26 protein-coding genes are annotated in these 26104 nt (G+C 64.2%); 15 read left to right on the top strand and 11 right to left on the bottom strand.

Going from position 1 to position 26104, the window contains the following annotated elements; all coding sequences use genetic code 11:
* The first annotated feature begins 103 nt into the window (after positions 1-103).
* Positions 104-1210 (top strand): S-(hydroxymethyl)glutathione dehydrogenase/class III alcohol dehydrogenase, encoded by a 1107-nt coding sequence (locus BJG93_RS13235; RefSeq protein WP_027198721.1) that lies wholly within the window; start codon positions 104-106, stop codon positions 1208-1210.
* Between the two features lie 14 nt (positions 1211-1224).
* Positions 1225-2076, top strand: coding sequence for an S-formylglutathione hydrolase (gene fghA, locus BJG93_RS13230; RefSeq protein ID WP_027198720.1), 852 nt, complete (start codon positions 1225-1227; stop codon positions 2074-2076).
* Positions 2077-2160: 84 nt separating this feature from the next.
* Here fghA and BJG93_RS13225 read toward each other — a convergent pair whose 3' ends face one another.
* Genes BJG93_RS13225 through BJG93_RS13215 form a run of 3 tightly spaced genes read right to left on the bottom strand, consistent with a single transcriptional unit; the run spans position 2161 to position 4893 of the window.
* Positions 2161-2943, bottom strand: a complete 783-nt coding sequence (locus BJG93_RS13225) for a metal ABC transporter permease (RefSeq protein WP_027198719.1) — start codon at positions 2941-2943, stop codon at positions 2161-2163.
* Positions 2936-3913, bottom strand: a complete 978-nt coding sequence (locus BJG93_RS13220) for an ABC transporter ATP-binding protein (RefSeq protein ID WP_027198718.1) — start codon at positions 3911-3913, stop codon at positions 2936-2938. Before BJG93_RS13220 ends, BJG93_RS13225 begins: the two co-directional genes overlap by 8 nt.
* Complete coding sequence (locus BJG93_RS13215) at positions 3910-4893, bottom strand: metal ABC transporter solute-binding protein (protein WP_027198717.1); 984 nt, start codon at positions 4891-4893, stop codon at positions 3910-3912. Before BJG93_RS13215 ends, BJG93_RS13220 begins: the two co-directional genes overlap by 4 nt.
* A 296-nt stretch (positions 4894-5189) precedes the next feature.
* On the opposite strand from BJG93_RS13215, the gene BJG93_RS13210 reads away from it, so the two are divergent.
* The 6 genes from BJG93_RS13210 (at position 5190) to BJG93_RS13185 (ending at position 11278) form a co-directional block, all read left to right on the top strand.
* Positions 5190-5969 (top strand): L-iditol 2-dehydrogenase, encoded by a 780-nt coding sequence (locus BJG93_RS13210; RefSeq protein WP_034479684.1) that lies wholly within the window; start codon positions 5190-5192, stop codon positions 5967-5969.
* A 97-nt stretch (positions 5970-6066) separates the two neighbouring features.
* The gene (locus BJG93_RS13205; protein ID WP_027198715.1) at positions 6067-7389 is read left to right on the top strand and encodes an ABC transporter substrate-binding protein; all 1323 of its coding nucleotides are present in this window, start codon (positions 6067-6069) and stop codon (positions 7387-7389) included.
* 164 nt (positions 7390-7553) lie between these two features.
* Entirely contained in the window at positions 7554-8489 is a 936-nt protein-coding gene (locus BJG93_RS13200) for a carbohydrate ABC transporter permease (protein ID WP_027198714.1), read from the top strand.
* A complete protein-coding gene (locus tag BJG93_RS13195) occupies positions 8486-9361 on the top strand; it encodes a carbohydrate ABC transporter permease (protein ID WP_027198713.1) in 876 nt (291 codons plus the stop codon). Before BJG93_RS13200 ends, BJG93_RS13195 begins: the two co-directional genes overlap by 4 nt.
* Positions 9358-10071: an HAD family hydrolase gene (locus BJG93_RS13190; protein ID WP_027198712.1), complete on the top strand. Its 714-nt coding sequence runs from the start codon at positions 9358-9360 to the stop codon at positions 10069-10071. The genes BJG93_RS13195 and BJG93_RS13190 overlap by 4 nt, the downstream gene beginning before the upstream one ends.
* Before the next feature lie 97 nt (positions 10072-10168).
* Positions 10169-11278, top strand: a complete 1110-nt coding sequence (locus BJG93_RS13185) for an ABC transporter ATP-binding protein (protein WP_027198711.1) — start codon at positions 10169-10171, stop codon at positions 11276-11278.
* Positions 11279-11384: 106 nt separating this feature from the next.
* Here the strand turns inward: BJG93_RS13185 and BJG93_RS13180 are convergent, their stop codons facing one another.
* From BJG93_RS13180 to dalD, 4 genes are all read right to left on the bottom strand, one after another.
* Complete coding sequence (locus BJG93_RS13180; protein WP_027198710.1) at positions 11385-11672, bottom strand: contact-dependent growth inhibition system immunity protein; 288 nt, start codon at positions 11670-11672, stop codon at positions 11385-11387.
* Positions 11673-11839: 167 nt separating this feature from the next.
* Positions 11840-12787, bottom strand: coding sequence for a sugar-binding transcriptional regulator (locus BJG93_RS13175; protein WP_027198709.1), 948 nt, complete (start codon positions 12785-12787; stop codon positions 11840-11842).
* An 87-nt stretch (positions 12788-12874) separates the two neighbouring features.
* Positions 12875-14356, bottom strand: coding sequence for a xylulokinase (gene xylB, locus BJG93_RS13170; protein WP_027198708.1), 1482 nt, complete (start codon positions 14354-14356; stop codon positions 12875-12877).
* 67 nt (positions 14357-14423) lie between these two features.
* Positions 14424-15845, bottom strand: coding sequence for a D-arabinitol 4-dehydrogenase (gene dalD / locus BJG93_RS13165; protein WP_027198707.1), 1422 nt, complete (start codon positions 15843-15845; stop codon positions 14424-14426).
* A 378-nt stretch (positions 15846-16223) separates the two neighbouring features.
* On the opposite strand from dalD, the gene BJG93_RS13160 reads away from it, so the two are divergent.
* The 7 genes from BJG93_RS13160 to BJG93_RS13130 all read left to right on the top strand — a co-directional run bounded on the left by BJG93_RS13160 (position 16224) and on the right by BJG93_RS13130 (position 24290).
* Entirely contained in the window at positions 16224-17201 is a 978-nt protein-coding gene (locus BJG93_RS13160; protein WP_027198706.1) for an AraC family transcriptional regulator, read from the top strand.
* Positions 17202-17312: 111 nt separating this feature from the next.
* Entirely contained in the window at positions 17313-18266 is a 954-nt protein-coding gene (locus BJG93_RS13155; RefSeq protein ID WP_027198705.1) for a substrate-binding domain-containing protein, read from the top strand.
* 62 nt (positions 18267-18328) lie between these two features.
* Positions 18329-19849, top strand: coding sequence for a sugar ABC transporter ATP-binding protein (locus BJG93_RS13150; protein ID WP_027198704.1), 1521 nt, complete (start codon positions 18329-18331; stop codon positions 19847-19849).
* Positions 19836-20843 carry an ABC transporter permease gene (locus BJG93_RS13145; protein ID WP_027198703.1) on the top strand — a complete coding sequence of 336 codons (1008 nt, stop codon included), beginning with the start codon at positions 19836-19838 and terminating at the stop codon, positions 20841-20843. Before BJG93_RS13150 ends, BJG93_RS13145 begins: the two co-directional genes overlap by 14 nt.
* 39 nt (positions 20844-20882) lie before the next feature.
* Positions 20883-21980: an alcohol dehydrogenase catalytic domain-containing protein gene (locus BJG93_RS13140; protein WP_027198702.1), complete on the top strand. Its 1098-nt coding sequence runs from the start codon at positions 20883-20885 to the stop codon at positions 21978-21980.
* A 31-nt stretch (positions 21981-22011) separates the two neighbouring features.
* Positions 22012-23556: an FGGY-family carbohydrate kinase gene (locus BJG93_RS13135; protein WP_027198701.1), complete on the top strand. Its 1545-nt coding sequence runs from the start codon at positions 22012-22014 to the stop codon at positions 23554-23556.
* Positions 23553-24290 carry an SDR family oxidoreductase gene (locus tag BJG93_RS13130; protein ID WP_027198700.1) on the top strand — a complete coding sequence of 246 codons (738 nt, stop codon included), beginning with the start codon at positions 23553-23555 and terminating at the stop codon, positions 24288-24290. The genes BJG93_RS13135 and BJG93_RS13130 overlap by 4 nt, the downstream gene beginning before the upstream one ends.
* Positions 24291-24382: 92 nt before the next feature.
* On the opposite strand, the gene BJG93_RS13125 is transcribed toward BJG93_RS13130, so the two are convergent.
* From BJG93_RS13125 to BJG93_RS13110, 4 genes are read right to left on the bottom strand one after another with little or no spacing between them, the layout of a single operon-like run.
* Positions 24383-24667, bottom strand: coding sequence for a contact-dependent growth inhibition system immunity protein (locus BJG93_RS13125; RefSeq protein ID WP_027198699.1), 285 nt, complete (start codon positions 24665-24667; stop codon positions 24383-24385).
* Positions 24668-24684: 17 nt separating this feature from the next.
* Entirely contained in the window at positions 24685-24840 is a 156-nt protein-coding gene (locus tag BJG93_RS13120) for an RNase A-like domain-containing protein (RefSeq protein ID WP_162162798.1), read from the bottom strand.
* A gap of 11 nt (positions 24841-24851) precedes the next feature.
* On the bottom strand, positions 24852-25136 hold the full coding sequence (locus BJG93_RS13115) for a contact-dependent growth inhibition system immunity protein (RefSeq protein WP_027198698.1): 285 nt from the start codon (positions 25134-25136) through the stop codon (positions 24852-24854).
* Between the two features lie 20 nt (positions 25137-25156).
* Positions 25157-25987: an RNase A-like domain-containing protein gene (locus BJG93_RS13110; RefSeq protein ID WP_027198697.1), complete on the bottom strand. Its 831-nt coding sequence runs from the start codon at positions 25985-25987 to the stop codon at positions 25157-25159.
* Positions 25988-26104 lie beyond the last annotated feature (117 nt).

Here is a 26104-nt window from a genome sequence, read left to right as displayed (position 1 = left end):
ACGCACTTTGCAATACCATGACGCTTTTCGCGCGCCACGCCATCTTCAAGCACGCGATGCCTTTTCGCATTCACGCATTCACGGACTCATAGGAGCATTGACGATGAAGACCAAAGCAGCAATCGCATGGAAAGCCGGCGCGCCGTTGACGATCGAAGAAGTCGATCTCGAAGGTCCGCGCGCCGGTGAAGTCCTGATCGAAGTGAAGGCGACGGGCATCTGCCACACCGACTACTACACGCTGTCGGGCGCCGACCCCGAAGGCCTCTTCCCGGCGATTCTCGGCCATGAAGGCGCGGGCGTGATCGTCGATGTCGGGCCGGGCGTCGGCACGCTGAAGAAGGGCGATCACGTGATTCCGCTTTACACGCCCGAATGCCGCCAGTGCAAGTTCTGCCTGTCGCGCAAGACCAACCTGTGTCAGGCGATCCGCTCGACTCAAGGCAAGGGCCTGATGCCCGACGCGACCTCGCGCTTCTCGCTCGATGGCAAGCCGCTGTTTCACTACATGGGTACGTCGACGTTCTCGAACTACATCGTCGTGCCGGAGATCGCCGTCGCCAAGGTGCGCGAGGACGCGCCGTTCGACAAGATCTGCTACATCGGCTGCGGCGTGACGACCGGCGTCGGCGCGGTCGTGTATTCGGCGAAGGTCGAGGCGGGCGCCAACGTGGTCGTATTCGGGCTTGGCGGCATCGGGCTCAATGTGATCCAGGGCGCGAAAATGGTCGGTGCCGACAAGATCATCGGTGTCGATCTCAATCCGGGGCGCGTCGAACTCGCAAAGAAGTTCGGCATGACGCACTTCATCAACCCGAATGAAGTCGGGAACGTCGTCGATCACATCGTGCAGCTGACCGACGGCGGCGCCGACTACTCGTTCGAATGCATCGGCAACGTGAAGGTGATGCGCCAGGCGCTCGAATGCACGCACAAGGGCTGGGGCCAGTCGTTCATCATCGGCGTGGCGGCGGCGGGCGAAGAGATCAGCACGCGGCCGTTCCAGCTGGTGACAGGCCGCGAGTGGAAAGGCTCGGCGTTCGGCGGCGCGCGCGGGCGCACCGACGTGCCCAAGATCGTCGACTGGTACATGGAAGGCAAGATCAATATCGACGATCTGATCACGCACCGTCTGCCGCTCGAGCGCATCAACGAGGGCTTCGAGCTGATGAAGAAGGGCGAGTCGATCCGCTCGGTCGTGCTGTACTAAAGAGGAGCGTCGCGATGCTCGAACTACTATCGTCGCACGCCTGTCACGGCGGCGAGCAGCGCTTTTACCGGCACGAGTCGCGCACGATCGGTCTGCCGATGCGCTTCTCGATCTATCTGCCGCCGCAGGCGTTGCAGGGCAATGCGAAGGTGCCCGCGCTGTTCTATCTGGCGGGGTTGACGTGCACCGAAGAGACTTTCGCGATCAAGGCCGGCGCGCAGCGCTTCGCAGCCCAGCACGGCATCGCGTTGATCGCGCCGGATACGAGCCCGCGCGGCGCGGGCGTGCCCGGCGAGAGCGATGCGTGGGACTTCGGCGTCGGTGCGGGTTTTTATCTCGACGCGACGCAGGAGCCGTGGGCGCGGAACTACCGCATGTACTCGTACGTGCGCGACGAGTTGCGCGAAACGGCGCTTGCGAACCTGCCGATCGATGGCGAGCGCCTCGGCATCTTCGGTCATTCGATGGGCGGGCACGGCGCGCTGATGCTCGCGCTGCGCAATCCGGACATCTATCGGTCGGTGTCGGCGTTCGCACCGATTGCGGCGCCGATGCGTTGTCCGTGGGGCGAGAAGGCGTTCAGCGGTTATCTCGGCGAGAACCGCGAAGCATGGAAGCAATACGACGCGAGCGAGCTGCTCGCGCACGCAACGCGAAAATTCGCGGCAGGGATCCTCGTCGATCAGGGCCTCGCGGATCAGTTTCTGCCCACGCAGCTCAATCCTGACGTGTTCGAAGCGGCGTGCAAGGCCGCGGGTCAGCCGCTGACGTTGCGCCGGCACGCGGGCTACGACCACGGCTACTACTTCATCTCGACCTTCATCGACGATCATCTCGCGCATCACGCGAGGGTGTTGCTCGGCTGAAAACGCCGCACAGCACGATGCGAATAGCAAAACGGCGGCACCTGAGGTGCCGCCGTTTTTTCGTGTGTGCGGCGCAAGCGTGGCTCAGTGCCGCTTCAGCAGACTCCCGCCATAGACCACCGCCGACAGCACGGTGATCCAGAAGCTCGTCGGCCAATCGGTATAGAACGCGAGCGTCAGCCCGAGCCACGCCTGCGCGAGCGCGAACGCGGCGGCAAGCACGAGGCCGGTGGACAGCCGCGTGCTCAGGTTCTGCGCGGCGGCGGCCGGGCCGACCATCAGCGTGAACACGAGCAGCACACCGACGATCTGCGTGCACGCCGCGACCGCGAGCGCGGCGATCGCGAGAAACAGCACCGATACGCGGCGCAGCGACACGCCCTTCGCTTCGGCCAACTCCGGTTGCAGCGACGCGAACAGCAGCGGCCGCATGATCGCCGCGAGCGCGACCAGACTGACGACGCCCAACGCCGCCAGCACGCCGAGCGTCGACGTATTGACGCCGAGGACGTTGCCGAACAGCAGCGCCGTCACCTGCGTCGCGTAGGCGGTGAAGAAGTGCAGAAACAGCAGCCCGAAGCCGAGCGACAAGGAAAGAATCACGCCGATCGCGACGTCGCGGCCGGCGAGCCGCTCGCCAAGCGCGCCCATGCCGACACCGGCCGCGAGCGTGAAGCCGATCATCCCCCAGACCGGCGAGATGCCGACCAGCACCGCGCCGGTCGCGCCCGTGAAGCCGACATGCGACAGCGCATGGCCGGCAAACGTCTGTCCGCGCATCACCAGAAAATAACCGACCACGCCGGCCAGCACCGCGACGATCCCCGACGCCGCGAACGCGTTCACCATGAAATCGTATTCAAACATCGTGCGTGTGTCCGTCGCGTGAGTCGTGCTGATGAGAGTGGCTGTGTGAATGACCGTGGCCGTGGTCATGCGAGCGACCGTGCGAATGCGGATGTCCGCCGTCCTCGTCGTGTTCGTGCTCGTGATCGTGCTTCTCGACTTCGACGCCGCCCGACATCACGAAGATGCGGCCGTTCACGCGCATCACGTCGATCGGCGAGCCGTATAGACGTGACAACACCGGCCGCGTGATGACTTCGTCGACGGTGCCGAGCGCCGCGACGCCGCTGCCGAGATACAGCACGCGATCGATCGAGTTCAGCAGCGGATTGAGTTCGTGCGCGGAGAACAGCACCGCGATGCCGAGCTCCTGCTGCACGCGCCGCACGAGTTCGACGACGCTCTTTTGATGATGCGGATCGAGACTGATCAACGGCTCATCGAGCAGCAGCAGCTTCGGATTGCCGAGCAGGCACTGCGCGAGCAGCAGCCGCTGCCGTTCGCCGCCCGATAGCTCCGACAGCGGCCGCTTCGAGAGACTCGTACCGCCGACGAGCTCGAGCACCCGGTCGACGTCGGCGCGCGTTTTCGCATCCGCGTGCGGCAACCCCCAGCGATGACCGTCGGCGGCCATCGCGACGAGATCGCGGCCGCGCACGCGGCGCCCGGCGAGCGCGCTGCGCGTCTGCGGCATATAGCCAATCGACGCGTTGCCGCGCTCGACCGTCTGCCCGAGCACGCGGAGCGCGCCGCTCGCGGCCGGCACGAGGCCGAGCACCGCGCGCATCAGCGTCGTCTTGCCCGCGCCGTTCGGTCCCAGCACGCCGATAAACTCGCCCTGGTTCACGACGAAGCTGGTGTCGCGCAGGATCGTGCGACCGCCAAGCTGGAGCGTCACGTTGTCGAGCTCGAGCACGGCCGTGTCGCCGCGGGTTGCGGTGGATGCGTCCGGCACCGCACCCGCGGGCGCGCCATGGCCCATTGCAATCATGGCGTCTTTCCTTTGGCGCTCGTCGCGCCATTCGAGCCGGTCGTGTCGCCCGCCGCCAGCGCCTTCTGCAGCGCGTCGAGTTGCGTGAGCATCCACGTCTGATAGGTCTTGCCGGCCGGCAGTGTCTCGGTGACGCTCATCGTCGGTACCTTCGATTGTTGCGCGAGTTTCAGCATGCGTTGGGTCAGTGCCTCGGTCGCCTGGCTGTTATAGATCAGCACGCGCACGCGCCGCTCGCGCAGGTCGCGTTCGAACGCGGCGATATCGGCCGCGCTCGCTTCCGTGTCGTTCATCGCGGCGAGCTGGAAGCGCTGGTTGCGCATCGCGAGGCCAATCGCGTCCGACATATAGCCGAACACCGGCTCGGTCGCGGTGACCGGCAGACCCGCATAGCGGCCGTGCAGCTCGGCGAGCTTCGCGTCGATCGGTTTCAGCGAATCGAGAAACTTCGCGAGGTTCGCATCGTACGCCGACTTGTGCGCCGGGTCAGCAGCGCTGAGCGCGGCGCTCACCGCACGCGCGACTTTCGGCATCGTCGCCGGGTCGTACCACAGGTGCGGATTGTCGCCGCCTTTTCTGCCGACCAGCTCGGCCGCCACGATCACGGTGCGCTGCGTGCCTTTCGATGCGGCCAGCAGCTTCGCCATCCACGGATCGTAGTCGGCGCCGTTGTAGACGACGAGGCTCGCATGCTGCAACGCGCGCGCGGTGGCCGGGTTCGCTTCGAACAGATGCGGGTCCTGGTCCGGGTTGCTGAGGATGCTGATCACGTCGACGCGATCGCCGCCGAGTTGCCGCACCGCGTCGCCATAAAAGTTCTCAGCGGCGACGACCGGAATCTTCGCGTCGGCGGCGAACGCGCTGTGGCCGAAGCCGAGCGCCGCGAGCGCTAGCAGACAGCTGCACAGATGCGTGCGCACAGACGTCGATTGTTTCAGGGAGCGTTGCGCTGCGGAGAACATCGAGGCGATTGTTTTCATCGTGGTTCCTGACGGGGCGGCCCGCGCGGGGTGCGCGAGGTCGGAAATGATATAACGTATCGCGATTTTTTTGTCAGCGGCGCGAATTTGCGCGCGGCTGCAAGCGCCGGGCGTGCCTTGGCCACCACTCGTCGCCATGCAATTGCGCCTGCCGCGCTGCACCATCGAAATTCGTCCGCGTGCCTTGACATGACCCGGTCCGTATCCGATCATTCGATCACTAACCGAGCAATTGATCGCGCGATGAGCGTTCGCTCACTGCGCGCCAGAATGCAAAAACGAACCGGAGACAGGCAGTGGCACGATTGCAGGATAAGGTCGCCATTCTGACGGGCGCGGCCAGCGGTATCGGTGAAGCGGTGGCGCGGCGCTACCTCGACGAAGGCGCGCGCTGCGTGCTGGTCGACGTGAAGCCGACCGAGACCATCGGCGGCGCGCTGCGCGGCACCTACGGCGAGCGCGTGTTGAGCGTCAACGCCGACGTCCGCCTGCGCGAGGACATCGAGCGCATCGTCACGAGCACGGTCGGCCGCTTCGGCCAGATCGACATCCTCTTCAACAACGCGGCGCTGTTCGACATGCGCCCGCTCCTCGACGAATCCTGGGACGTGTTCGACCGCCTGTTCGCGGTCAACGTGAAAGGCATGTTCTTCCTGATGCAGGCGGTCGCGCGGCAGATGGTCGAGCAAGGCCGCGGCGGCAAGATCATCAACATGTCGTCGCAGGCCGGGCGGCGCGGCGAGGCGCTCGTTTCGCATTACTGCGCGACCAAGGCGGCGGTGTTGAGCTATACGCAGTCCGCGGCGCTCGCGCTCGCGCCGCATAAGATCAACGTGAACGGCATCGCGCCGGGGGTCGTCGACACGCCGATGTGGAACGAGGTCGACGCGCTATTTGCGCGCTACGAGAACCGCCCGCTCGGCGAGAAGAAGCGCCTCGTCGGCGACGCGGTGCCGTTGGGCCGCATGGGCGTGCCCGACGACCTGACGGGCGCCGCGCTGTTCCTCGCGTCGGCCGATGCGGACTACATCACCGCGCAGACGCTGAACGTCGACGGCGGCAACTGGATGAGCTGAAAGAAGAGCTGGCAGCGGGCATGTTGGCCGCTGTGAGCGGCGCGTCATTCCGTCAAACGAACGCAGCATCACATAACGTATGAGAAAGGAGACAACGATGAAACCAACTATCAAGTTCGCGCTGAAGGCGGCCGGTGCCGGCGCGGCCACCTGCTTCGCGCTGAGCGCATCGGCGGCGACGGTGACGATCGCGACGCTGAACAACCCGGACATGATCGAGCTGAAGAAGCTGTCGCCCGCGTTCGAAAAAGCGAATCCGGACATCAAGCTGAACTGGGTGATCCTCGAGGAAAACGTGCTGCGTCAGCGCGCGACGACCGACATCACGACCGGCAGCGGCCAGTTCGACGTGATGACGATCGGCGCGTACGAAACGCCGCAATGGGGCAAGCGCGGCTGGCTCGCGCCGATCACGAACCTGCCGGCGAGCTATGACCTCAACGACGTCGTGAAGACGGCCCGCGACGGCCTGTCCGCGAACGGCCAGCTGTACGCGCTGCCGTTCTATGTCGAAAGCTCGATGACCTATTACCGCAAGGATCTGTTCGACAAGGCCGGCCTGAAGATGCCCGACCAGCCGACCTACGACCAGATCGCGCAATTCGCCGACAAGCTCACCGACAAGCCCAAGGAGCAGTACGGCATCTGCCTGCGCGGCAAGGCGGGCTGGGGCGAGAACATGGCGTACGGCACGACGGTCGCGAATACGTTCGGAGGCCGTTGGTTCGACGAAAAGTGGCACGCGCAGCTGACCTCGCCCGAATGGAAGAAGGCGATGACGTTCTACGTCGACCTGCTCAAGAAGGACGGCCCTCCGGGAGCCAGCTCGAACGGCTTCAACGAAAACCTGACGCTGATGTCGTCGGGCAAGTGCGCGATGTGGATCGATGCGACGGTCGCCGCCGGCATGCTGTACAACAAGCAGCAGTCGCAGATCGCCGACAAGGTCGGCTTCGCGGCCGCGCCGATCGAGGTTACGCCGAAGGGCTCGCACTGGCTGTGGGCATGGGCGCTCGCGATTCCGAAGTCGTCGAAGCAGCAAGATGCGGCGAAGAAGTTCATCGAGTGGGCGACCTCGAAGGATTACATCGAAATGGTCGCGAAGGATGAGGGCTGGGCCTCGGTGCCGCCGGGTACGCGCCAGTCCACCTATGCGCGCCCCGAGTACAAGCAGGCCGCGCCGTTCGGCGACTTCGTGCTGAAGGCGATTCAGACCGCCGACCCGGATCATCCGACCTTGAAGCCGGTCCCGTACACCGGGGTGCAGTTCGTCGGGATTCCCGAGTTCCAGTCGTTCGGCACCGTGGTCGGGCAGAGCATCTCCGGCGCGATCGCCGGTCAGATGACGGTCGACCAGGCGCTCGCCGCCGGCAACGCGGCCGCGGATCGCGCGGTCAAGCAGGCGGGTTATCAGAAATAACCGCAGAAGTAGCTGCGCAGAAATAACTGCGCAGCAGTCACCCGGCAGGCCTGCCGCATCGACCGATGCGGCTCATGCAGCAGAGCGGCCGTTCGCCTGCGCCGCATCGCACCCACGCGGTGTGCAGGCGAACGCTCCGCGCATTACCGAACAGGTGGTCCATCATGCGTCCTTTGCGCCTACCTCTGATGCAAACCCATCCCCAGACAGAAAAGGAACGCGAGCAGCGTAAGGCCAGTTCGGCCCGCTGGCTCGTGGCGCCGTCGGTCGGCGTGCTCGTGCTGTGGATGGTCATTCCGCTCGCGATGACGATCTGGTTCTCGTTCTCGCACTACAACCTGCTCAATCCCGATCTGCGCGGCTTCGCTGGCGCCGACAACTACCGTTATCTCGCGACCGATCCGTCGTTCGGCCCGTCGATCGCACATACGATCGAGCTGATCGTGTGGGTGCTGGTGATCACCGTGGTCGGCGGCGTGCTGATGGCGATCCTGTTCGATCGCAAGTTCTACGGGCAGGGCGTGGCCCGCCTGCTGGCGATCGGCCCGTTCTTCGTGATGCCGACGGTCAGCGCGCTGATCTGGAAGAACATGATCCTGCACCCGGTGTACGGCCTCGTCGCGCAGGGCATGCGCGCGCTCGGCATGCAGCCGATCGACTGGTTCGCCGACTACCCGCTCACCGCGGTGATCATGATCGTCGCGTGGCAGTGGCTGCCGTTTGCGTTCCTGATCCTGTTCACGTCGATCCAGTCGCTCGACCAGGAGCAGAAGGAAGCCGCGAAGATCGACGGCGCGGGTCCGTTCTCGATGTTCTTCTACATCACGCTGCCGCATCTGAGACGCGCGATCGCGGTCGTCGTGATGATGGAGACGATCTTCCTGCTGTCGATCTTCGCCGAGATCTACACGACCACGGGCGGCGGTCCCGGTAACGCGACCACCACGCTGTCGTACCTGATCTTCTCGCTCGGCCTGCAGCAATTCGACGTCGGTCTGGCCTCGGCGGGCGGTATTCTCGCGGTCGTGCTGGCCAATATCGTGTCGATCTTCCTCGTGCGGATGCTCGCGAAGAACCTGAAAGGGGAGTACGAAAAATGAGCCACGTTGCCTCCACTACGGCATCGACGACGCAGCCGGTCGCGGTGCCGACCAAATCGCCGTTCGACACGATTCGTCGCGGCATTCCCGGCGTGATCGCGTGGCTCGTCGCGTTGCTGCTGTTCTTCCCGATCTTCTGGATGACGATCACCGCGTTCAAGACCGAGCAGCAGGCCTACGCGTCGTCGCTGTTTTTCTCGCCGACGCTCGACAGCTTCCGCGAGGTGTTCGCGCGCAGCAACTACTTCGCGTTCGCGTGGAACTCGATACTGATCTCGGTCGGTGTCACGCTGCTGTGCCTGATCCTTGCGGTGCCGTGCGCGTACGCGATGGCGTTCTTCCCGACGCGCCGCACGCAGAAAGTGCTGCTGTGGATGCTGTCGACGAAGATGATGCCGTCGGTCGGCGTGCTGGTGCCGATCTATCTGCTGTGGAAAAACAGCGGCCTTCTGGATACCGTGTCGGGCCTGATCATCGTCTACACGCTGATCAATCTGCCGATCGCGGTCTGGATGGCGTTCACGTACTTCGCCGAGATCCCGCGCGACATTCTCGAAGCCGGGCGCATCGACGGCGCGGCGACGTGGCAGGAGATCGTCTATCTGCTGATGCCGATGGCGCTGCCCGGGCTCGCGTCGACCGCGTTGCTGCTCGTGATCCTGTCGTGGAACGAGGCGTTCTGGAGCATCAACCTGTCGAGCTCGAACGCGGCGCCGCTGACCGTGTTCATCGCGTCGTATTCCAGTCCTGAAGGTTTGTTCTGGGCCAAGTTGTCGGCCGCTTCGTTGCTGGCGGTCGCGCCGATTCTGATCGTCGGCTGGCTGTCGCAGAAGCAGCTGGTGCGCGGCCTCACGTTCGGGGCGGTCAAATGACGGCAGAGTCGACGGCAGGCCCAGGCATCGCGCGATATGCGCTGATCTGCGATTGCGACGGCGTGCTGATCGACAGCGAAGCGGTGGCCGCGCGCGTGCTGGTGCGCGAACTCGAGGCGCGCTGGCCCGGCATCGACGTCGCGCCGGTGGTGCTGCCGCTGCTCGGGCTGCGCATCGAGCGCGTACTGCGGGACACCGCGACGCAGCTCGGCAGACAGCTCGGCGCCGACGATATCGACGCGATCCGCCGCGCGGTCGAAGCGGCCGCGATCGAGGCGCCCGCGGTCGACGGCATCGAGCGCGCGCTGAACCAGGTGCCGCTCGTCAAAGGCTGCGCGAGCAATAGCTTCCGGCCGTACGTCGAGGCGGTGCTGGTGCGCACGGGCCTGAAGCGTTTTTTCGGCGAGCGGTTGTTCTGCGCCGACGCGGTGCCCAATCCGAAGCCCGCGCCGGACGTGTATCTGGCGGCCGCGCAAGGCTTCGGGCTGGCGCCCGGCGCGTGCCTCGTCGTCGAGGACAGCGTGACCGGCGTCACGGCGGCCGCGGCGGCGGGCATGGCGGTGCTAGGCTTTATCGGCGGCGGTCATGCGAGCGACGCGCAGATCGATCGTCTGCACGCGGCGGGCGCGCGCCATGTGTTCGACGATATGAGTCAGTTGCCCGAACTGGTCGCGCAATGGACGCTGTCCGCGACGGCCGCGGCGCCCTGAGCGCACGGACGCGCACCCTACGACACGGCATCAGGTAGCAGCACGAAGTCACGAACCGCATCGAACCGCATCGAACCGCATTACAAGGAGACACATCATGGCAAGCGTAACCTTGCGCAACATCCGAAAGGCCTACGACGACACCGAAGTGATGCGCGACATCAATCTCGACATCGCGGATGGCGAATTCGTCGTGTTCGTCGGGCCGAGCGGTTGCGGCAAATCGACCCTGATGCGGATGATCGCGGGCCTCGAGGACATCACGGGCGGCGATCTGAACATCGACGCCGCGCGCATGAACGACGTGCCGCCGGCCAAGCGCGGCATCGCGATGGTATTCCAGTCGTACGCGCTCTATCCGCACATGACGCTATACGACAACATGGCGTTCGGCCTGAAGCTTGCCGGCGCGAAGAAGCCGGAGATCGACGCGGCCGTGCGCAACGCGGCGAAGATTCTGCACATCGACCATCTGCTCGATCGCAAGCCGAAGCAGCTGTCGGGCGGCCAGCGTCAGCGCGTCGCGATCGGCCGCGCGATCACGCGCAAGCCGAAGGTGTTTCTGTTCGACGAGCCTCTGTCGAATCTCGACGCCGCGCTGCGCGTGAAGATGCGCCTGGAGTTCGCGCGCCTGCACGACGAGCTGAAGACGACGATGATCTACGTGACGCACGACCAGGTCGAGGCGATGACATTGGCCGACAAGATCGTCGTGCTGTCGGCGGGCAACCTGGAGCAGGTCGGCAGCCCGACGATGCTGTATCACGCGCCGGCGAATCGCTTCGTCGCCGGCTTCATCGGCTCGCCGAAGATGAACTTCATGGAAGGCGTCGTGCAGTCGGTGTCGCACGACGGCGTCTCGGTGCGTTACGAGACCGGCGAGACGCAGCGGGTGTTGGTCGAGCCCGGCGCGGCGAAGCAGGGCGACAAGGTGACGGTCGGCATCCGCCCCGAGCATCTGCACGTCAGCACGACCGAGGATGGTATCGAGGCACGCACGATGACGGTCGAATCGCTCGGCGATGCCGCATATCTGTACGCGGAGTCGAGCGTCGCGCCCGATGGTTTGATCGCGCGGATTCCGCCGCTCGAACGGCATGCGAAGGGCAATACGCAGAAGCTGGGCGCGACGCCCGAGCATTGTCATCTGTTCGATAGCGAAGGCAAGGCGTTCCAGCGCAAGATCGTTGAGGTGCTGGCGGCTTGATCGCGCGATGACGTATTGCTTAAGCAGGTGGTGCGCGCAAGGCGCGAACGAACGCACGAAGAACCTACCGGACGGCGGGGAGTCGTCCGGTTCGGGGAAAACGACGTTACTCGCTCATGAGACGCTTAAGCTCATTAAGAAAAGACTCGGTGGTGTGTCCCCACAGTGTCGGTTCAAAACCCGACCCATAGCTTGTTTCAAACGCGGCATCAAGATCGGTCGAGTGCTCATCCATGAACGAATTGATTTCATGAATCAAACTTGAGTGTGTGTGGGGACTGTCCGTCTTGTAACAAGCCACGATTTCGGCAATGGTTTCGCCAAACAGGTCAAAATCCTGACCGAAATACACGTGAAATATGCGGCGCATCGCCGGGTAGCGTTCGGGCGACATCGTTTCCCTTCAGATAGATCAAATAGAAGGCCCGCTTCTTCGACGAGCGCCTTTTATGCCTTGCGTTGAAAGAATCACGCGTGTAAGGCACGCCCCACGGATCGTCGAGCGTTAACGGTGCTTGCGTGCGTTGACGCGATAGAGCGCGACCGGCACGCCGCCGAAACTCACGCCTCCAACGCCGCCCGCGCGCACACCTCGTCGGTCACGAGCCCTGACAACCACCCCCCCTTGAGCACCGCGATCAGCGCCTCGCGCTTGCGCTGCCCGCCCGCGAAGCCGATGGTCGGCCGGCGCGGCGGCGTATCGAGCGCGATGCTGGTCACGCGCCGGCCGGTCGGCGATTCGACGTGCGCGCCGGCCGCATCGATCGGCAGGCCGAGCATTTCGGCGACCGCGCCGTTGTGCATCAGCTCCTTCACCTCGCCTTCCGTGATGAAGCCGTCCTCGTGCAACGGACAAGTCATGCCGATGTTACCGATGCCGACGAACGCGACATCGGCCTGCGCCGACAGCGATTCGACGATCCGATAGAGACGGTGATTGCACCACTGCGCGCGCTCCGCCTCGCTGTCGGCGAGCAGCGGCGCGGGCAGCAGAAAATGTTTGCCGCCGGTCTTTTCCGAAATGTGCAGCGCGACGTCGTAGCGGTTCGACGAGCCGTCCTGCGCGATCGCGCCGACCATCGATACCAGCCGATGCTGCGGACGGTCGAGCTGCGCGATCTGATCGACCGCGGCCTTCAGCGTGCGGCCGCTGCTGACCGCGACGACCATCGGCTTTTCCTCGCTCAGATAGCGTTCCATCACCTGCGCGCCGGCGACCGCAAGCTTGCGGTCGACTTCCTCGGGCGTATCGCCGTCGATCGGCACGATCTCGCACAGGCTCAGGCCGTAGCGCTTCGACAGCTGATCGGCGAGCGACAGACAATCTGCGAGCTTGTGATCGACGCGCACGCGGATCAGGTTCTTTTCGACCGCGAACGCGACGAGCCGCTGCGCGACCGGCCGCGATACCTGCAGCTTCTCGGCGATTTCGTTCTGGGTATTGCCCGCGACGTAGTAAAGCCACGCGGCGCGCGTGGCGAGATCGAGTTTTTCTGTGGATCTGGGCACGATGAGGTTTCGCTCGGGTTTTGCTTGAACTGTGCCGATGATAGCGGCCGGCAGCGCATCGACGCGCCGACCGGCCGGGGTTGACGCTCAGGCGAGCGGTGCGCGCGCCGGGTCGAACAGCGGCCGTACGTGGCGATACAGCGCGCGATACGCTTCGAGCCGCGTGCGCAATTGCGCGTGGCGGCGCGGATTCGGCGTGAACTCCTGTTCGACGGGCGGCTTGGTCAGCACCGTGGCCGGATCGCCACCGGCGGCGAGCCAGCCGAGACGCGCCGCGCCGAGCGCCGCGCCAGTTTCGCCGCCGCCGTGCTTGACGGTGACGGTGTCGAGCGCATCGGCGAGCAACTGGGCCCAGTAGTCGCTGCGGGCGCCCCCGCCGAGCAGCGACAGCACCTTCGCCTCGGTGCCGGCCGCGCGCAGCGCGTCGAGGCCGTCGGTCAGCGCGAGCGTCACGCCTTCGAGCACCGCGTAGCCGAGCAGCGCGCGGTCGGTTGCGTGAGTCATGCCGAAGAACACGCCTTGCGCGTACGGATCGTTGTGCGGCGTGCGCTCGCCCGACAGATACGGCAAAAAGAGCGGCGCGGTGGTCAACGCATCGTCGGGCAGCGCCTCGATTTCGGCGAGCAGCGTCGGCTCGTCGGTCGACGTCAGCTTGCAGACCCAGCGCAAACAGCTCGCCGCCGACAGCACCACGCTCATCTGATGCCAGCGGTCCGGGATCGCATGACAGAACGCGTGCACGGCGGAGGCCGGGTTCGGCCGGAAACTGTCGCCGACCACGCACAGCACGCCCGAGGTACCGAGCGACACGAAGCCGTCGCCCGGTTGTGTCGCGCCGATGCCGATCGCGCTCGTCGCGTTGTCGCCGCCGCCGGCCGCGACGATTACGTCGTCGCGCAGACCGAATTCGCGCGTGAGTTCCGGCAACAGCGTGCCGGCCGGCGCACTGCCTTCACGCAGCGCCGGCATCTGTGCGCGCGTCATGTTGCAAGCGGCCAGCAGCGAGTCGGACCAATCGCGCTTCGCGACGTCGAGCCACAGCGTGCCGGCGGCGTCCGATGGATCGGACACCTTGCCGCCCGTCAGTTGCAGGCGCAGATAGTCCTTCGGCAGCAGCACGCAGGCTGTGCTCGCGAAAATCTCCGGCTCATGACGCGCGACCCACAGCAGCTTTGGCGCGGTGAACCCGGGCATCGCCAGATTGCCGGCGACGCTGTGCAGATCGGGTGCGCGCTCGGTCAGCTCCGCGCATTCCTTGTCGCTGCGCATGTCGTTCCACAGGATCGCCGGCCGCAGCACGCGGTTTTCCGCGTCGAGCAGCACCGCGCCGTGCATCTGCCCGGACAGGCCGATGCCGCGAATCCGCGCGAACTCGTCGGGATGATGCGCGCGCAACGCGGCGAGCGCCGTGCGCGTGCCCGCCCACCAGTCTTCGGGATTCTGCTCGGCCCAGCGTTGGTGCGGACGCGAAACGGTGAACGGCGAGCCTGCGGTGCCGATTACGCGGCCGTCCGAGGCGAGCAGCAGAACTTTCACTTCGGACGTGCCGAGGTCGATGCCTAGGTACATGGGAGCGAAACCTTGGTCGTTGGGGATGCGCTACTTTAGCGGTTCATCGCGCGCGCTGTCATACGCATTAAGCCTGGCTCGTCGCACCGCGTTTCGCGAGCCATGCGTCGACCCGCGCGACGGCGCCCGCGAGCGCTGCTTCGAGCTCCGGCGTCTGCGCCGTGCGGCCCCACAGCAGCCGGTCGGCCGCGAACGCGCGCAGCGGATCGGGCGCCGTGAAAAAGGCGTGCGCGACGCGCTCGTCCATCACGCCGTCCTGATACGCGTACGGCAGCTTGCCCGTGTGCCAGCGTTCGAGAAAGCGGAAGAACAACGCGGGCAGCATCGCGGTCGCGGCCGGCGTGACGCCGCGCTCGAAGCATTCGGCGAGCGTCGGCGCGATGAAGCCGGGCAGCTTCGAGAAGCCATCGGCGGCGACGCGCTGGTTGGTGTCGAGGATATGCGGGTTGCTGAAACGTTCGAGCACGACGTCGCGATAGCGTTCGAGATCGAGCGGGCTCGGTGTCAGACACGGGATCACGTCCTCGGTCACGTAGTCGTACGCGAACTGGCGGATGTCGGCGTCGAGCGTGCCTTCGTGGATGTAGTTCAGGCCGACCAGCGTGCCCGCCCACGCGATGCAGCTATGGGTTGCGTTGAGGATGCGGATCTTCGCTTCCTCGTACGGCAGCACCGAGTCGACGAGTTCCGCGCCGACCCTCTCCCAGGCCGGGCGTCCGGCGATGAAGCGGTCCTCGATCACCCACTGGATGAACGCCTCGCCCATCACGGGACATGCGTCGTCGACGCCGGTCGCGGCCTTCACGCGTTCGCGCACGTCGGGCGTCGGACGCGGCGTGATGCGATCGACCATCGAGCACGGGCACGAGGTCTGTTCGTCGAACCATTGCGCGAGATCGCTCGCGCCGCGTCGTTCGAGAAACTCGCTCATGCCCGCATGAAAGCGCTCGCCGTTGCTGCGCAGGTTGTCGCAGGTCTGCAGCGTGACGGGCCCCGCGCCGCGCTTCGCGCGCGCGTCGAGAATCGCCGCGAGCGCGCCGTAGATCGTCGTGTGGCCGCCCGCGAGGTCGGCGGCGAGATCGGCATTGGCGGTGTCGAGCCGGTCGTGCTCGTCGAGGTAATAGCCGCCTTCGGTCACGGTGAACGCGATGATCTTGCAGGCCGGATCGGCGCCCGCTTCGATCAGGCCGTCGAGGCTTTCGCTCCACGGCAGCACGCGCTCGATCGAGCGGATCGTCTCGTAGGCGCGCTCGCCTTGTGGCGTGACGGTTTCGAGTGTGTAGACGCCATCCTGCGCGGCGAGCGCTTCGAGCACCGGGTTCATGTCGCCGCGAATATTGCCGACGCTCAACGACCAGCGCGGCTCGCTGGCCGCGCTCGCCTCGTTCAGCCGGTGCAGATACCACGCCTGATGCGCGCGATGAAACGATCCCGCGCCGATGTGCAGGATCACGTGTGCGGCCGCGCCGCTGCCTTGCCGGCTGTCCATGTTCGTCTCCAATAACTCGTTCGCGACGCTCGCGGCGCGCGTTTTGTGCGTGCAGAGCATTTGCTCTGTATGTGAGCGAATGATCGTACCCGCAGAAACGAAAGTCAAGGCGACGGCTCGGGGTTTTCGTGGCGCAGCGCGGCATGGCGGCTACGCCGGCCGCCATGCCGGGCCCCAAAGGCCCGAAAACCCGCCGCGCCACGCATATTGCGTTGCATCAAAAATTGACATCGCGGCCGTCCGGAGTAACACCAGTGCAAAAAAGTATCGGTCTGCGGTTTCTTTTTAAGTGGTCGCCAACGCGTTTGGCGGTTACTTTTCGCTTTACAAGATCAAGATCGGCGGCGCCTCTCTCGCGCCGCTTCATGGAGGCAGACAGTGCAACCTGATCTCGAAATCGTGGCCGTACGCCACGACGAATCGTTCAAAGTGTGGTCGCATGGCTATCCGTATCGCACGGTGCGCTGGCATTTTCATCCGGAGTACGAGATCCATCTGATCGTCGCGACGACGGGCAAGATGTTCGTCGGCGATCACATCGGCAGCTTCGTGCCCGGCAACCTGGTGCTGATGGGGCCGAACCTGCCGCACAACTGGGTCAGCGACGTACCGGAAGGCGAGAGCGTCGCGCAGCGCAATCTGGTCGTGCAGTTCGGCCAGGAGTTCGTGTCGAACTGTCTCGAGAGCTTTCCCGAGTGGCGCCAGGTCGAGGCTCTGCTCGCCGATGCGCGCCGCGGACTGTCGTTCGGTCTGCAGACGTCGGCGCAGATCAAGCCGCTCTTTCTCGAACTGCTCGCGGCGCGCGGGCTGCGCCGCCTCGTGCTGTTCATGTCGATGCTCGAAATCCTGATCAACGCGCCGGATCGCGACACGCTCGCGAGTCCCGCCTATCAGGCCGATCCGACCCGCTTCGCGGCGACCCGCATCAATCACGTGCTCGCGTATATCGGCAAGAACCTCGCGAACGAGTTGCGCGAGTCGGAGCTTGCGCAACTCGCCGGCCAGAGCGTCAGCGCCTTTTCGCGTTATTTCCGCCGCCATACCGGACTGTCGTTCGTGCAGTACGTGAACCGTATGCGCATCAATCTCGCGTGCCAGTTGTTGACCGATGGCGAACTGAGCGTGACCGACATCTGCTTCAAGGCGGGTTTCAACAATCTGTCGAATTTCAACCGGCAGTTTCTCGCGATGAAGGGCATGGCGCCATCGACGTTTCGCCGCTACCAGCAACTGAACGATGCGAGCCGCGACGCTTCCGAGCAAGCGGCCGCGCATGGCAGGGGTATCGACAACGCGCCGGCGATCGTGCTCGCGCCGGGCTTGCCGCGTAGCGGCGTCGCGTACCCGGTCACCTAGTGCCCACCCGGTAGTCCGCTGGTTTTTAGTCCACTCGCGTTTCAACACGCATCGATCGCGCGGCGCGCCCGCAGCGCGACGGGCGTGCTCACTTAAAAAATGGAGACAACCATGAAGCCGTCTGCTTTCCCGCTCAATCCTTCAATGACGATGGCGCGCCGCGCCGCCGCGTTCGCGTTCGGTTTGTCGCTCGTCGCGATGTCGGCCGGGCAGGCCGCGCAGGCCGCGCCGCTGAAAATCGGCATGACGTTCCAGGAATTGAACAACCCTTACTTCGTGACGATGCAGAAAGCGCTGAACGATGCCGCCGCATCGACCGGCGCGACGGTCGTCGTGACCGACGCGCATCACGACGTCAGCAAGCAGGTCAGCGATGTCGAAGACATGCTGCAAAAGAAGATCGACATCTTGCTCGTCAATCCGACCGACTCGACCGGTATTCAGTCCGCGGTCACGTCGGCGAAGAAAGCGGGCGTGGTCGTCGTCGCGGTCGATGCGAACGCCAACGGTCCGGTCGATTCGTTCGTCGGCTCGAAGAACTACGACGCGGGCGTGATGGCTTGCGACTACCTCGCGAAGTCGATCGGCGGCAGCGGCGAAGTGGCGATTCTCGACGGCATTCCGGTCGTGCCGATTCTCGAACGCGTGCGCGGCTGCAAGGCGGCGCTCGCGAAGTCGCCGGGCGTGAAGCTCGTCGATACGCAGAACGGTAAGCAGGAACGCGCGACCGCGCTGTCCGTCACCGAGAACATGATTCAGGCGCACCCGAACCTGAAGGGCGTGTTCAGCGTGAACGACGGCGGCTCGATGGGCGCGTTGTCGGCGATCGAATCGTCGGGCAAGGACATCAAGCTGACGAGCGTCGACGGCGCACCCGAAGCGATCGCCGCGATCCAGAAGCCGAATTCGAAATTCGTCGAGACGTCCGCGCAATTCCCGGCCGACCAGGTCCGCATCGCGCTTGGCATCGCGCTCGCGAAGAAGTGGGGCGCCAATGTGCCCAAATCGATTCCGGTCGACGTGAAGATGATCGACAAGAGCAACGCGAAGGGCTTCAGCTGGTAACGCAAGCGCAGGCCGCCGCGCGTGGAAATCATGCGCGGCGGCACGCGGCACAGGAACACGCGATGGACACGATTCTGAAGCTCGACAACATCAGCAAGAGCTTTCCCGGTGTGAAGGCGCTGCAAGGCATTCACCTCGAGATCGCGCGCGGCGAGATTCACGCGCTGCTCGGCGAGAACGGCGCGGGCAAGTCGACGCTGATGAAAATTCTGTGCGGCATCTATCAGCCGGACCAAGGCACGATCACGCTCGACGGCGAGCAACGCCACTTCGCGAACTATCACGACGCGGTGGCCGCGGGCGTCGGGATCGTGTTTCAGGAGTTCAGCCTGATTCCGTATCTGAACGCGGTGGAGAACATGTTTCTCGGCCGTGAAATGAAGAACGGCTTCGGCCTGCTCGAACGCGGCAAGATGCGGCGCGCGGCCGCCGGGATTTTTCAGCGGCTTGGCGTCGCGATCGATCTGTCGGTGCCGATCAGGGAACTGTCGGTTGCGCAGCAGCAGTTCGTCGAAATCGGCAAGGCGTTGTCGCTCGATGCGCGCGTGCTGATTCTCGACGAGCCGACCGCGACGCTGACGCCCGCCGAAGCCGCGCATCTGTTCACGATCATGCGCGAGCTCAAGCAGCAGGGCGTCGCGATGATCTTTATCTCGCACCACCTCGAAGAAATTTTCGAGGTGTGCGACCGCATCACGGTGCTGCGCGACGGCCAGTACGTCGGCATGACGGAGGTCGCGCAATCCGACGTGAGCCGGCTCGTGCAGATGATGGTGGGACGCCGCATCGAAAGCAGCTTTCCGCCGAAGCCGACGCCGCGCGCCGATGCGAAGGTCGTGCTCGACGTCGTGCGCTTGCAGCTGTTCAAGGACAGTCCCGAGTTGAGCTTCACGCTGCGCGAAGGCGAGATTCTGGGCTTCGCGGGACTCGTCGGTTCGGGGCGCACCGAGACGGCCCTCGCGGTGATTGGCGCGGAGCGCGCGTACGTGAAGGACATTCGCGTAAACGGCGCGGCCGCGAAGTTCGGCGACCCGGCCGACGCGCTGCGCGCGGGCGTCGGCATTTTGCCCGAAAGCCGCAAGACCGAAGGGCTCATTACCGACTTCTCGATCAAGCAGAACATCTCGATCAACAACCTCGGCAAGTACCGGTCGCTGCGTTTCTTTATCGACCAGCGTAGCGAAGCGCGCGCGACCGCCGACATCATGAAGCGCGTCGGCGTCAAGGCGCCCACGATGCACACCGAAGTCGCGACGCTGTCGGGCGGCAATCAGCAGAAGGTCGTGATCGCGCGCTGGCTCAATCACCACACGAACATCCTGATCTTCGACGAACCGACGCGCGGCATCGACATCGGCGCGAAGGCCGAAATCTATCTGCTGATGCGCGAACTGACCGCGCGCGGCTACTCGATCATCATGATCTCGTCCGAGTTGCCGGAGATCGTCGGCATGTGCGACCGCGTCGCCGTGTTCCGGCAGGGCCGCATCGAAGCGCTGCTCGAAGGCGACGCGATCGAATCGAATGCCGTGATGACCTATGCGACCGCCGGTTCGGCTGGAGCCTCTCATGAACACGCCTAATCCTTCCTCTTCACCCAAGCCATCGAGCGTCAGCAGCGACACGCCGGGCGCGCCGGTGCGCTTCACGTGGGCCGCGCTGAAACGCTCGACGCTGTTCTATCCGTTCATCGGCCTGCTGGTCGTCTGCATCGTGATGGTGTTCGCGAGCGACAGCTTTCTGTCGGCCGCGAATATCGAGAACGTGCTGCGCCAGGTGTCGATCAACGCGATCATCGCGGTCGGCATGACCTGCGTGATCCTGACGGGCGGCATCGATCTGTCGGTCGGCTCGGTGATGGCGCTCGCAGGCACGCTGTCGGCCGGGCTGATGGTCGCCGGCATGAATGCGGTGGCGGCGCTTGCGGTCGGCCTCGCGGTCGGTCTCGGCTTCGGCGCGGCCAACGGCTTCTTCGTCGCGTTCGCCGGCATGCCGCCGATCATCGTCACGCTCGCGACGATGGGCATCGCGCGCGGCCTTGCGCTGATCTACACGGGCGGCTATCCGATCGACGGTCTGCCCGACTGGGTCAGCTTCTTCGGCAGCGGCAAGATTCTCGGCATCCAGGCGCCGGTCGTGATCATGGCGGTGATCTATGTGATTGCGTGGGTGCTGCTCGAACGCATGCCGTTTGGCCGCTACGTGTACGCGATCGGCGGCAACGAACAGGCGACGCGTCTGTCCGGCGTGCGGGTGGCGCGCGTGAAGCTGATCGTCTACACGATCGCCGGTCTGACCTCCGCGTTCGCCGCGATCGTACTGACCGCGCGTCTGATGAGCGGCCAGCCGAACGCCGGCGTGGGCTTCGAGCTCGACGCGATCGCCGCTGTCGTGATGGGCGGCACGTCGATCTCCGGTGGGCGCGGCTCGATCATCGGTACGCTGATCGGCGCGCTGTTACTCGGGGTCCTGAATAACGGCCTGAACATGGTCGGTGTGAATCCGTACGTGCAGAACGTGATCAAGGGCGGAATCATTCTGCTCGCGATCTACATCAGCCGCGACCGCAGAAAGTAACGCTCTCTTCCTCACATCCTCTTCTCGCAGGACCATGCAATGACGACTCAATCCAATCAATCCGATCGGCAGAACATGACCGCCATCGTCTGTCATGCACCGAAAGACTACCGCGTCGAGCAGGTGCACAAGCCGCGCGCCCGCGCGCATGAACTCGTGATCCGCATTGCCGCGTGCGGTATCTGCGCGAGCGATTGCAAATGCCATTCGGGCGCGAAGATGTTCTGGGGCGGCCCGAGCCCGTGGGTCAAGGCGCCGGTGATTCCGGGCCACGAGTTCTTCGGCTACGTCGAGGAACTGGGCGAAGGTGCGGCCGAGCATTTCGGCGTGCAGAAGGGCGAGCGCGTGATCGCCGAGCAGATCGTGCCGTGCGGCAAATGCCGCTACTGCAAATCCGGCCAGTACTGGATGTGCGAAGTGCATAACATCTTCGGCTTTCAACGCGAAGTCGCGGACGGCGGCATGGCCGAGTACATGCGCATTCCGCCGACCGCGATCGTCCACAAGATCCCCGACGGCATCTCGCTCGAAGACGCCGCGATCATCGAGCCGCTCGCGTGCGCGATTCACACCGTCAATCGCGGCGATCTGCAACTCGACGACGTGGTCGTGATCGCGGGCGCGGGGCCGCTCGGCCTGATGATGACGCAGGTCGCGCATCTGAAGACGCCGAAGAAGCTCGTCGTGATCGATCTCGTCGAGGAACGGCTCGCACTCGCGCGCGAATACGGCGCCGACGTGACGATCAATCCTCAGAAGGACGACGCGCTCGCGATCATCCATTCACTGACAGACGGCTACGGCTGCGACGTCTATATTGAAACGACGGGCGCGCCGATCGGCGTGAATCAGGGGATGGACCTGATACGCAAGCTCGGGCGCTTCGTCGAATTCTCGGTGTTCGGCGCGGATACGACGCTTGACTGGTCGGTGATCGGCGATCGCAAGGAACTCGACGTGCGCGGCGCGCATCTTGGACCCTATTGCTACCCGATCGCGATCGATCTGCTCGCGCGCGGACTCGTCACGTCGAAGGGCATCGTCACGCACGGCTTTTCGTTGGAAGAATGGGATGAAGCGATCAGGATCGCGAACTCGCTCGAGTCGATCAAGGTGCTGATGAAGCCGCGCGCGTGAATCGCGGGCGTGGCCTTTCAACGGAGACCCTATGAACTATGTCATCGGCGTCGATATCGGCACGCAGAGCACGAAGGCGCTGCTGGTCGACGAGCACGGCGCAATCGTCGCGCAGCATGCGTCGGCTTATCAGCCCGATACGCCCAAGCCGTTGTGGGCCGAGCAGTGGCCCGCGGTGTGGCTGAAGGCCGTGGTCGAATGCGTGGCGGCGTGCGTCGGCGATGCGCAGGCGGCCGGCATCGCGCCGCGCGCGATCAAGGCGCTGTGCGTGAGCAGTCTGTACGGCGGCTCGGGCATTGCGGTCGACAACGACATGCGGCCGCTCGCGCCATGCCTGATCTGGATGGATCGGCGCGCGACCGCGCAGGTCGACTGGTTGCGCGAGAACGTCGATATCGAGCGGCTCCATACGATCACCGGCAACGGAGTGGATAGCTACTACGGTTACACGAAGATGTTGTGGCTGCGCGAGAACCAGCCGGACGTGTGGGCGCATACGCGCTATTTCCTGCCGCCGAACGCATACGTGATCTATCTGCTGACCGGCGAAGTCGCCGTCGATCACAGTTCGGCCGGCAATATCGGCGGCGTCTACGATATCGCGCGACGCGACTGGTCCGATGAAGCGCTCGACATGCTCGGCATTCCGGCGACGATGATGCCGGAGCGGCTGGTCGAATCGTCCGAGGTGGTGGGCGGGCTGTTGTCGCAATGGACCGCGCAGCTCGGGCTGGAAGCGGGCACCGCGATCGTCGCGGGCGGCGTCGATGCCGCGGTGGCGACGTTTGCGGCCGGCGTCACGCGCGCGGGGCAGCATGTCGCGATGATCGGCACGAGCATGTGCTGGGGCTACATCAACCAGCGTGTCGACGCGCGGCACGGTTTGATCAGCATGCCGCACGTTTTCAACGGACAGCACGACATCTACGTATTCGGCGGCGCGATTACCGCGGGCGCGTCGGTCACGTGGTATCGCGAGCAGTTCTGTCACGCGGAAATCGAGGCCGCGCGCGCGACGCCGCATGGCGATCCGCATCGGCTGCTCGAGGAAGCCGCTGCGCAGGTGCCGGCCGGCGCCGACGGCGTGCTGTTCCTGCCGTATCTGATGGGCGAGCGCAGCCCGGTGTGGGATGCGAAAGCGAGCGGCGCGTTCGTCGGGTTGTCGCTGTTTCATACGCGTGCGCATCTGTACCGCGCGGTGCTTGAAGGCGTGTCGTTCGCGCTGAAGCACAACATCGAGGCGGGGCGCAAGGGCGCGCAATCGCTCGACGACAAGCTGATCGTGGTCGGCGGCGCCGCGCATTCGGACCTCTGGATGCAGATCATCGCCGACGTCACCGGCTATCCGGTCTACACGATCGAGCAGGACGTCGAAGCCGCGATGGGCGCCGCGTTGCTTGCCGCGGTCGCGATCGGCCTCGTGTCGCGCGAAGCGGCGCAAGGCGGCTGGGTCACGCTGATCGAGCGCGCGCAGCCTGACGCACAGCGCATGGCGCTATACGAACAGCGTTTTGGCGTGTACACGGACCTCTATTCGGCGTTGAAGCCGGTCATGCATCGCTTGCAATCATCATGAACGCTACCTTCGATTTTTCCGGCCGCTCGATCCTGGTGACGGGCGCTTCAAGCGGCATCGGCCGCGCGACCGTCGAGGCGCTGTGCGCGAGTGGCGCGTCGGTCATTGCGGCCGCGCGCAACGGGAACGAGCTGGCGCGGCTCGCCGAGGAAACCGGCTGTGAACCGTTGAAGCTCGACGTCAGCGACGAAGCCGCGATCGACGAAGCGTTGGCCTCGCTCGAACCGTTCGACGGTCTCGTCAATTGCGCGGGCATCGCGTTGCTCGAACGCGCGGTGGATACGACGGCCGCGAGCTTCGATCGCGTGATGGCGGTGAATGCGCGCGGCGCGGTGCTGGTCGCGAAGCATGTCGCGCGCGGCATGCTCGACGCGGGGCGCGCGGGCAGCATCGTCAACGTGTCGAGCCAGGCCGCGCTCGTCGCGCTCGACGATCATCTGAGCTATTCGGCGTCGAAGGCGGCGCTGGATGCGGTCACGCGAGCGCTGTGCATCGAGCTGGGGCCGCATGGGATTCGCGTGAACAGCGTGAACCCGACGGTCACGCTGACGCCGATGGCGGTGCTGGCGTGGAGCGATCCGGTCAAACGCGATCCCGCTTTGCAGGCGATTCCGCTCAGGCGCTTCGCGGAATCGGCCGAAGTCGCAGCGCCGATTCTGTTTTTGTTGAGCGACGCGGCGTCGATGATCAGCGGGGTGTGTTTGCCGATCGATGGGGGTTATACGGCGCGTTAGCGGGTGTTGGGCACTGCCGGTTGCCGGGTGACGCGGAAGTGCGCGGCGGTCCTTCCAGACGGTTTGGGCCGTCCGGTGGGAGGAAGTTCGGGCTACTCGCTCAGAAGAAGACGCTTAAGCTTGTCAAGGAAAGCCTCGGTGGTCTGCTCCCACGCTGTCGGATCGCACTGGTAGCCAAACTCCTCCTCGAAGGCCGCGTCGAGATTTCCAGCATGATCGCTCTTGAACCGGTCTATGTCGGCCACCGTCGCGTTGATCATGTCTGGCGTACATCCGCTTGCACAAGCCCGGACCAACTCTTCAATTGTGTCTCCCCAGTAGTCAAAATCTTCATTGAAGTAACCAAGGATCAATTGCCCCAGATCGTAATATTTCATGCATCAATACCCGTTAATCACTTATCGAGCATAGCAGTGAGGATGTAGTACGGCATCCCGTTATACGTCCGGTACTTCACGACAACCTCAACAGTACTGCTATCTATTGACGTGTGGTTCTCCTTGACCGATGCACAACCTACTTTTCTTTCAACGTTCTTTTCGAGCGCCAGAGTTGGGTGGGCTACTCACTCAGAAGAAGACGCTTAAGCTCGTCAAGAAAAGATTCGGTTGTGTGACCCCACAGCGTCGGATCGAACTGCCTGCCAAATTCCGCCTCAAAGGCTGCGTCAAGATTTCCAGCGTGATCTCGCTTGAACCGGTCTATGTCGGCCACCTTCGCGTTAATCATTTCTGGCGTGCATCTGCTTGCACAAGCCCGAACCAACTCTTCGATTGTGTCTCCCCAGTAGTCGGAATCTTCATTGAAGTAGACACCAATCAATTGATCCAGATTGTCGTATCTCATACCTCGATATTCACTCCAAATCAGTCACTGAGCATGGCCGTGAGAATGTAGTACGGCATCGCATTATACGTTTCGTATTTCAAGACAACCCATACTTTACTGCTATCCACCAACGTGTCGGTCTTCCTGACCAACGCGTAACCCACCTTTCTTCCAACGTCCTTCTTCAGCCTCAGAGGCTCTTTCGGCGCTTTTGTCCATGCGTTAATCAGCGAGGCATTTGCGCGCATCGTTTCCGATATGGCCCACTCCGCCTCCTCAAGATTTACGAAAGACGATACTACGCGTTTTGTCGGCTCCAGCCTGAGCCTCTCCCGCAATTGCGCTTCGGTCCTCCCGACATGTTTCAAAAGCGTATGTCCACCAATCCGGCTGCCCGCTTTTGCCTCGTGCATTTGCAGGTTAATCCGGCCCATCGTGACGCGCGCAGCGCGTGCCGCCCTGATCGAGCTAGCGAAGCCGAATGGCACGGCGATATCGAGCGACAGGCCGATATTGTTCGCCATGTCAGGGCTCGCCTTCATCGCTTCAGCGAGTTTCGTCGTGCCCCGCTGGGTCAGCGTGGCCGTGTCCTGACCAGTCCAGATCTGCCGCAGGCCCGCCGCTGCCGAGTCCGAGCCATGTACCCCGAAAAGGACACACCCGGCTTTGCTCGCCATCGTCGGCTCGGGCAAGACGCACAGCGCACCCGCACCGACCATTTCCAGCACGCCGCCGACGACCTGTAACCCGCCCCAAAGCCGGTTGGAAAGCATCTCCGTCTGGCTGATCGACTGGCGGGATAGCACGGCCGCGAGTTGCGGAGCGCTTAGTACAACCTTCACTTCTTCGGTGTTATCTGCACCGGGCATATCGAACCCCTCTGATGTTTTTATGGGGTTCCGATGCTGCCGTGCGGACCGTCTCTCAAGATTCGGACAACTCCGAATTTTCCGTGGCCCGATGCACGGTGCCTGTTCCGCATCACT

This window comes from Paraburkholderia sprentiae WSM5005 (genome assembly GCF_001865575.2).
Classification (GTDB): domain Bacteria; phylum Pseudomonadota; class Gammaproteobacteria; order Burkholderiales; family Burkholderiaceae; genus Paraburkholderia; species Paraburkholderia sprentiae.
The sequence above is the reverse complement of the archived record's forward strand: the minus strand, read 5'-3'. Positions and strand labels throughout refer to the sequence as shown.

What these genes read in the sequence shown, in the direction of transcription:
- BJG93_RS13180 (WP_027198710.1), bottom strand. Translation starts at nt 11,672, where the DNA reads ATGTCGCCCGAACGCTACCCGGCGATGCGCCGCATATTTCACGTGTAT.
- BJG93_RS13185 (WP_027198711.1), top strand. Translation starts at nt 10,169, where the DNA reads ATGGCAAGCGTAACCTTGCGCAACATCCGAAAGGCCTACGACGACACC.
- BJG93_RS13235 (WP_027198721.1), top strand. Translation starts at nt 104, where the DNA reads ATGAAGACCAAAGCAGCAATCGCATGGAAAGCCGGCGCGCCGTTGACG.
- BJG93_RS13140 (WP_027198702.1), top strand. Translation starts at nt 20,883, where the DNA reads ATGACGACTCAATCCAATCAATCCGATCGGCAGAACATGACCGCCATC.
- BJG93_RS13145 (WP_027198703.1), top strand. Translation starts at nt 19,836, where the DNA reads ATGAACACGCCTAATCCTTCCTCTTCACCCAAGCCATCGAGCGTCAGC.
- fghA (WP_027198720.1), top strand. Translation starts at nt 1,225, where the DNA reads ATGCTCGAACTACTATCGTCGCACGCCTGTCACGGCGGCGAGCAGCGC.
- xylB (WP_027198708.1), bottom strand. Translation starts at nt 14,356, where the DNA reads ATGTACCTAGGCATCGACCTCGGCACGTCCGAAGTGAAAGTTCTGCTG.
- BJG93_RS13155 (WP_027198705.1), top strand. Translation starts at nt 17,313, where the DNA reads ATGAAGCCGTCTGCTTTCCCGCTCAATCCTTCAATGACGATGGCGCGC.
- BJG93_RS13215 (WP_027198717.1), bottom strand. Translation starts at nt 4,893, where the DNA reads ATGAAAACAATCGCCTCGATGTTCTCCGCAGCGCAACGCTCCCTGAAA.
- BJG93_RS13220 (WP_027198718.1), bottom strand. Translation starts at nt 3,913, where the DNA reads ATGATTGCAATGGGCCATGGCGCGCCCGCGGGTGCGGTGCCGGACGCA.
- BJG93_RS13110 (WP_027198697.1), bottom strand. Translation starts at nt 25,987, where the DNA reads ATGCCCGGTGCAGATAACACCGAAGAAGTGAAGGTTGTACTAAGCGCT.
- BJG93_RS13205 (WP_027198715.1), top strand. Translation starts at nt 6,067, where the DNA reads ATGAAACCAACTATCAAGTTCGCGCTGAAGGCGGCCGGTGCCGGCGCG.
- BJG93_RS13125 (WP_027198699.1), bottom strand. Translation starts at nt 24,667, where the DNA reads ATGAAATATTACGATCTGGGGCAATTGATCCTTGGTTACTTCAATGAA.
- BJG93_RS13135 (WP_027198701.1), top strand. Translation starts at nt 22,012, where the DNA reads ATGAACTATGTCATCGGCGTCGATATCGGCACGCAGAGCACGAAGGCG.
- dalD (WP_027198707.1), bottom strand. Translation starts at nt 15,845, where the DNA reads ATGGACAGCCGGCAAGGCAGCGGCGCGGCCGCACACGTGATCCTGCAC.
- BJG93_RS13130 (WP_027198700.1), top strand. Translation starts at nt 23,553, where the DNA reads ATGAACGCTACCTTCGATTTTTCCGGCCGCTCGATCCTGGTGACGGGC.
- BJG93_RS13150 (WP_027198704.1), top strand. Translation starts at nt 18,329, where the DNA reads ATGGACACGATTCTGAAGCTCGACAACATCAGCAAGAGCTTTCCCGGT.
- BJG93_RS13200 (WP_027198714.1), top strand. Translation starts at nt 7,554, where the DNA reads ATGCGTCCTTTGCGCCTACCTCTGATGCAAACCCATCCCCAGACAGAA.
- BJG93_RS13190 (WP_027198712.1), top strand. Translation starts at nt 9,358, where the DNA reads ATGACGGCAGAGTCGACGGCAGGCCCAGGCATCGCGCGATATGCGCTG.
- BJG93_RS13225 (WP_027198719.1), bottom strand. Translation starts at nt 2,943, where the DNA reads ATGTTTGAATACGATTTCATGGTGAACGCGTTCGCGGCGTCGGGGATC.
- BJG93_RS13195 (WP_027198713.1), top strand. Translation starts at nt 8,486, where the DNA reads ATGAGCCACGTTGCCTCCACTACGGCATCGACGACGCAGCCGGTCGCG.
- BJG93_RS13115 (WP_027198698.1), bottom strand. Translation starts at nt 25,136, where the DNA reads ATGAGATACGACAATCTGGATCAATTGATTGGTGTCTACTTCAATGAA.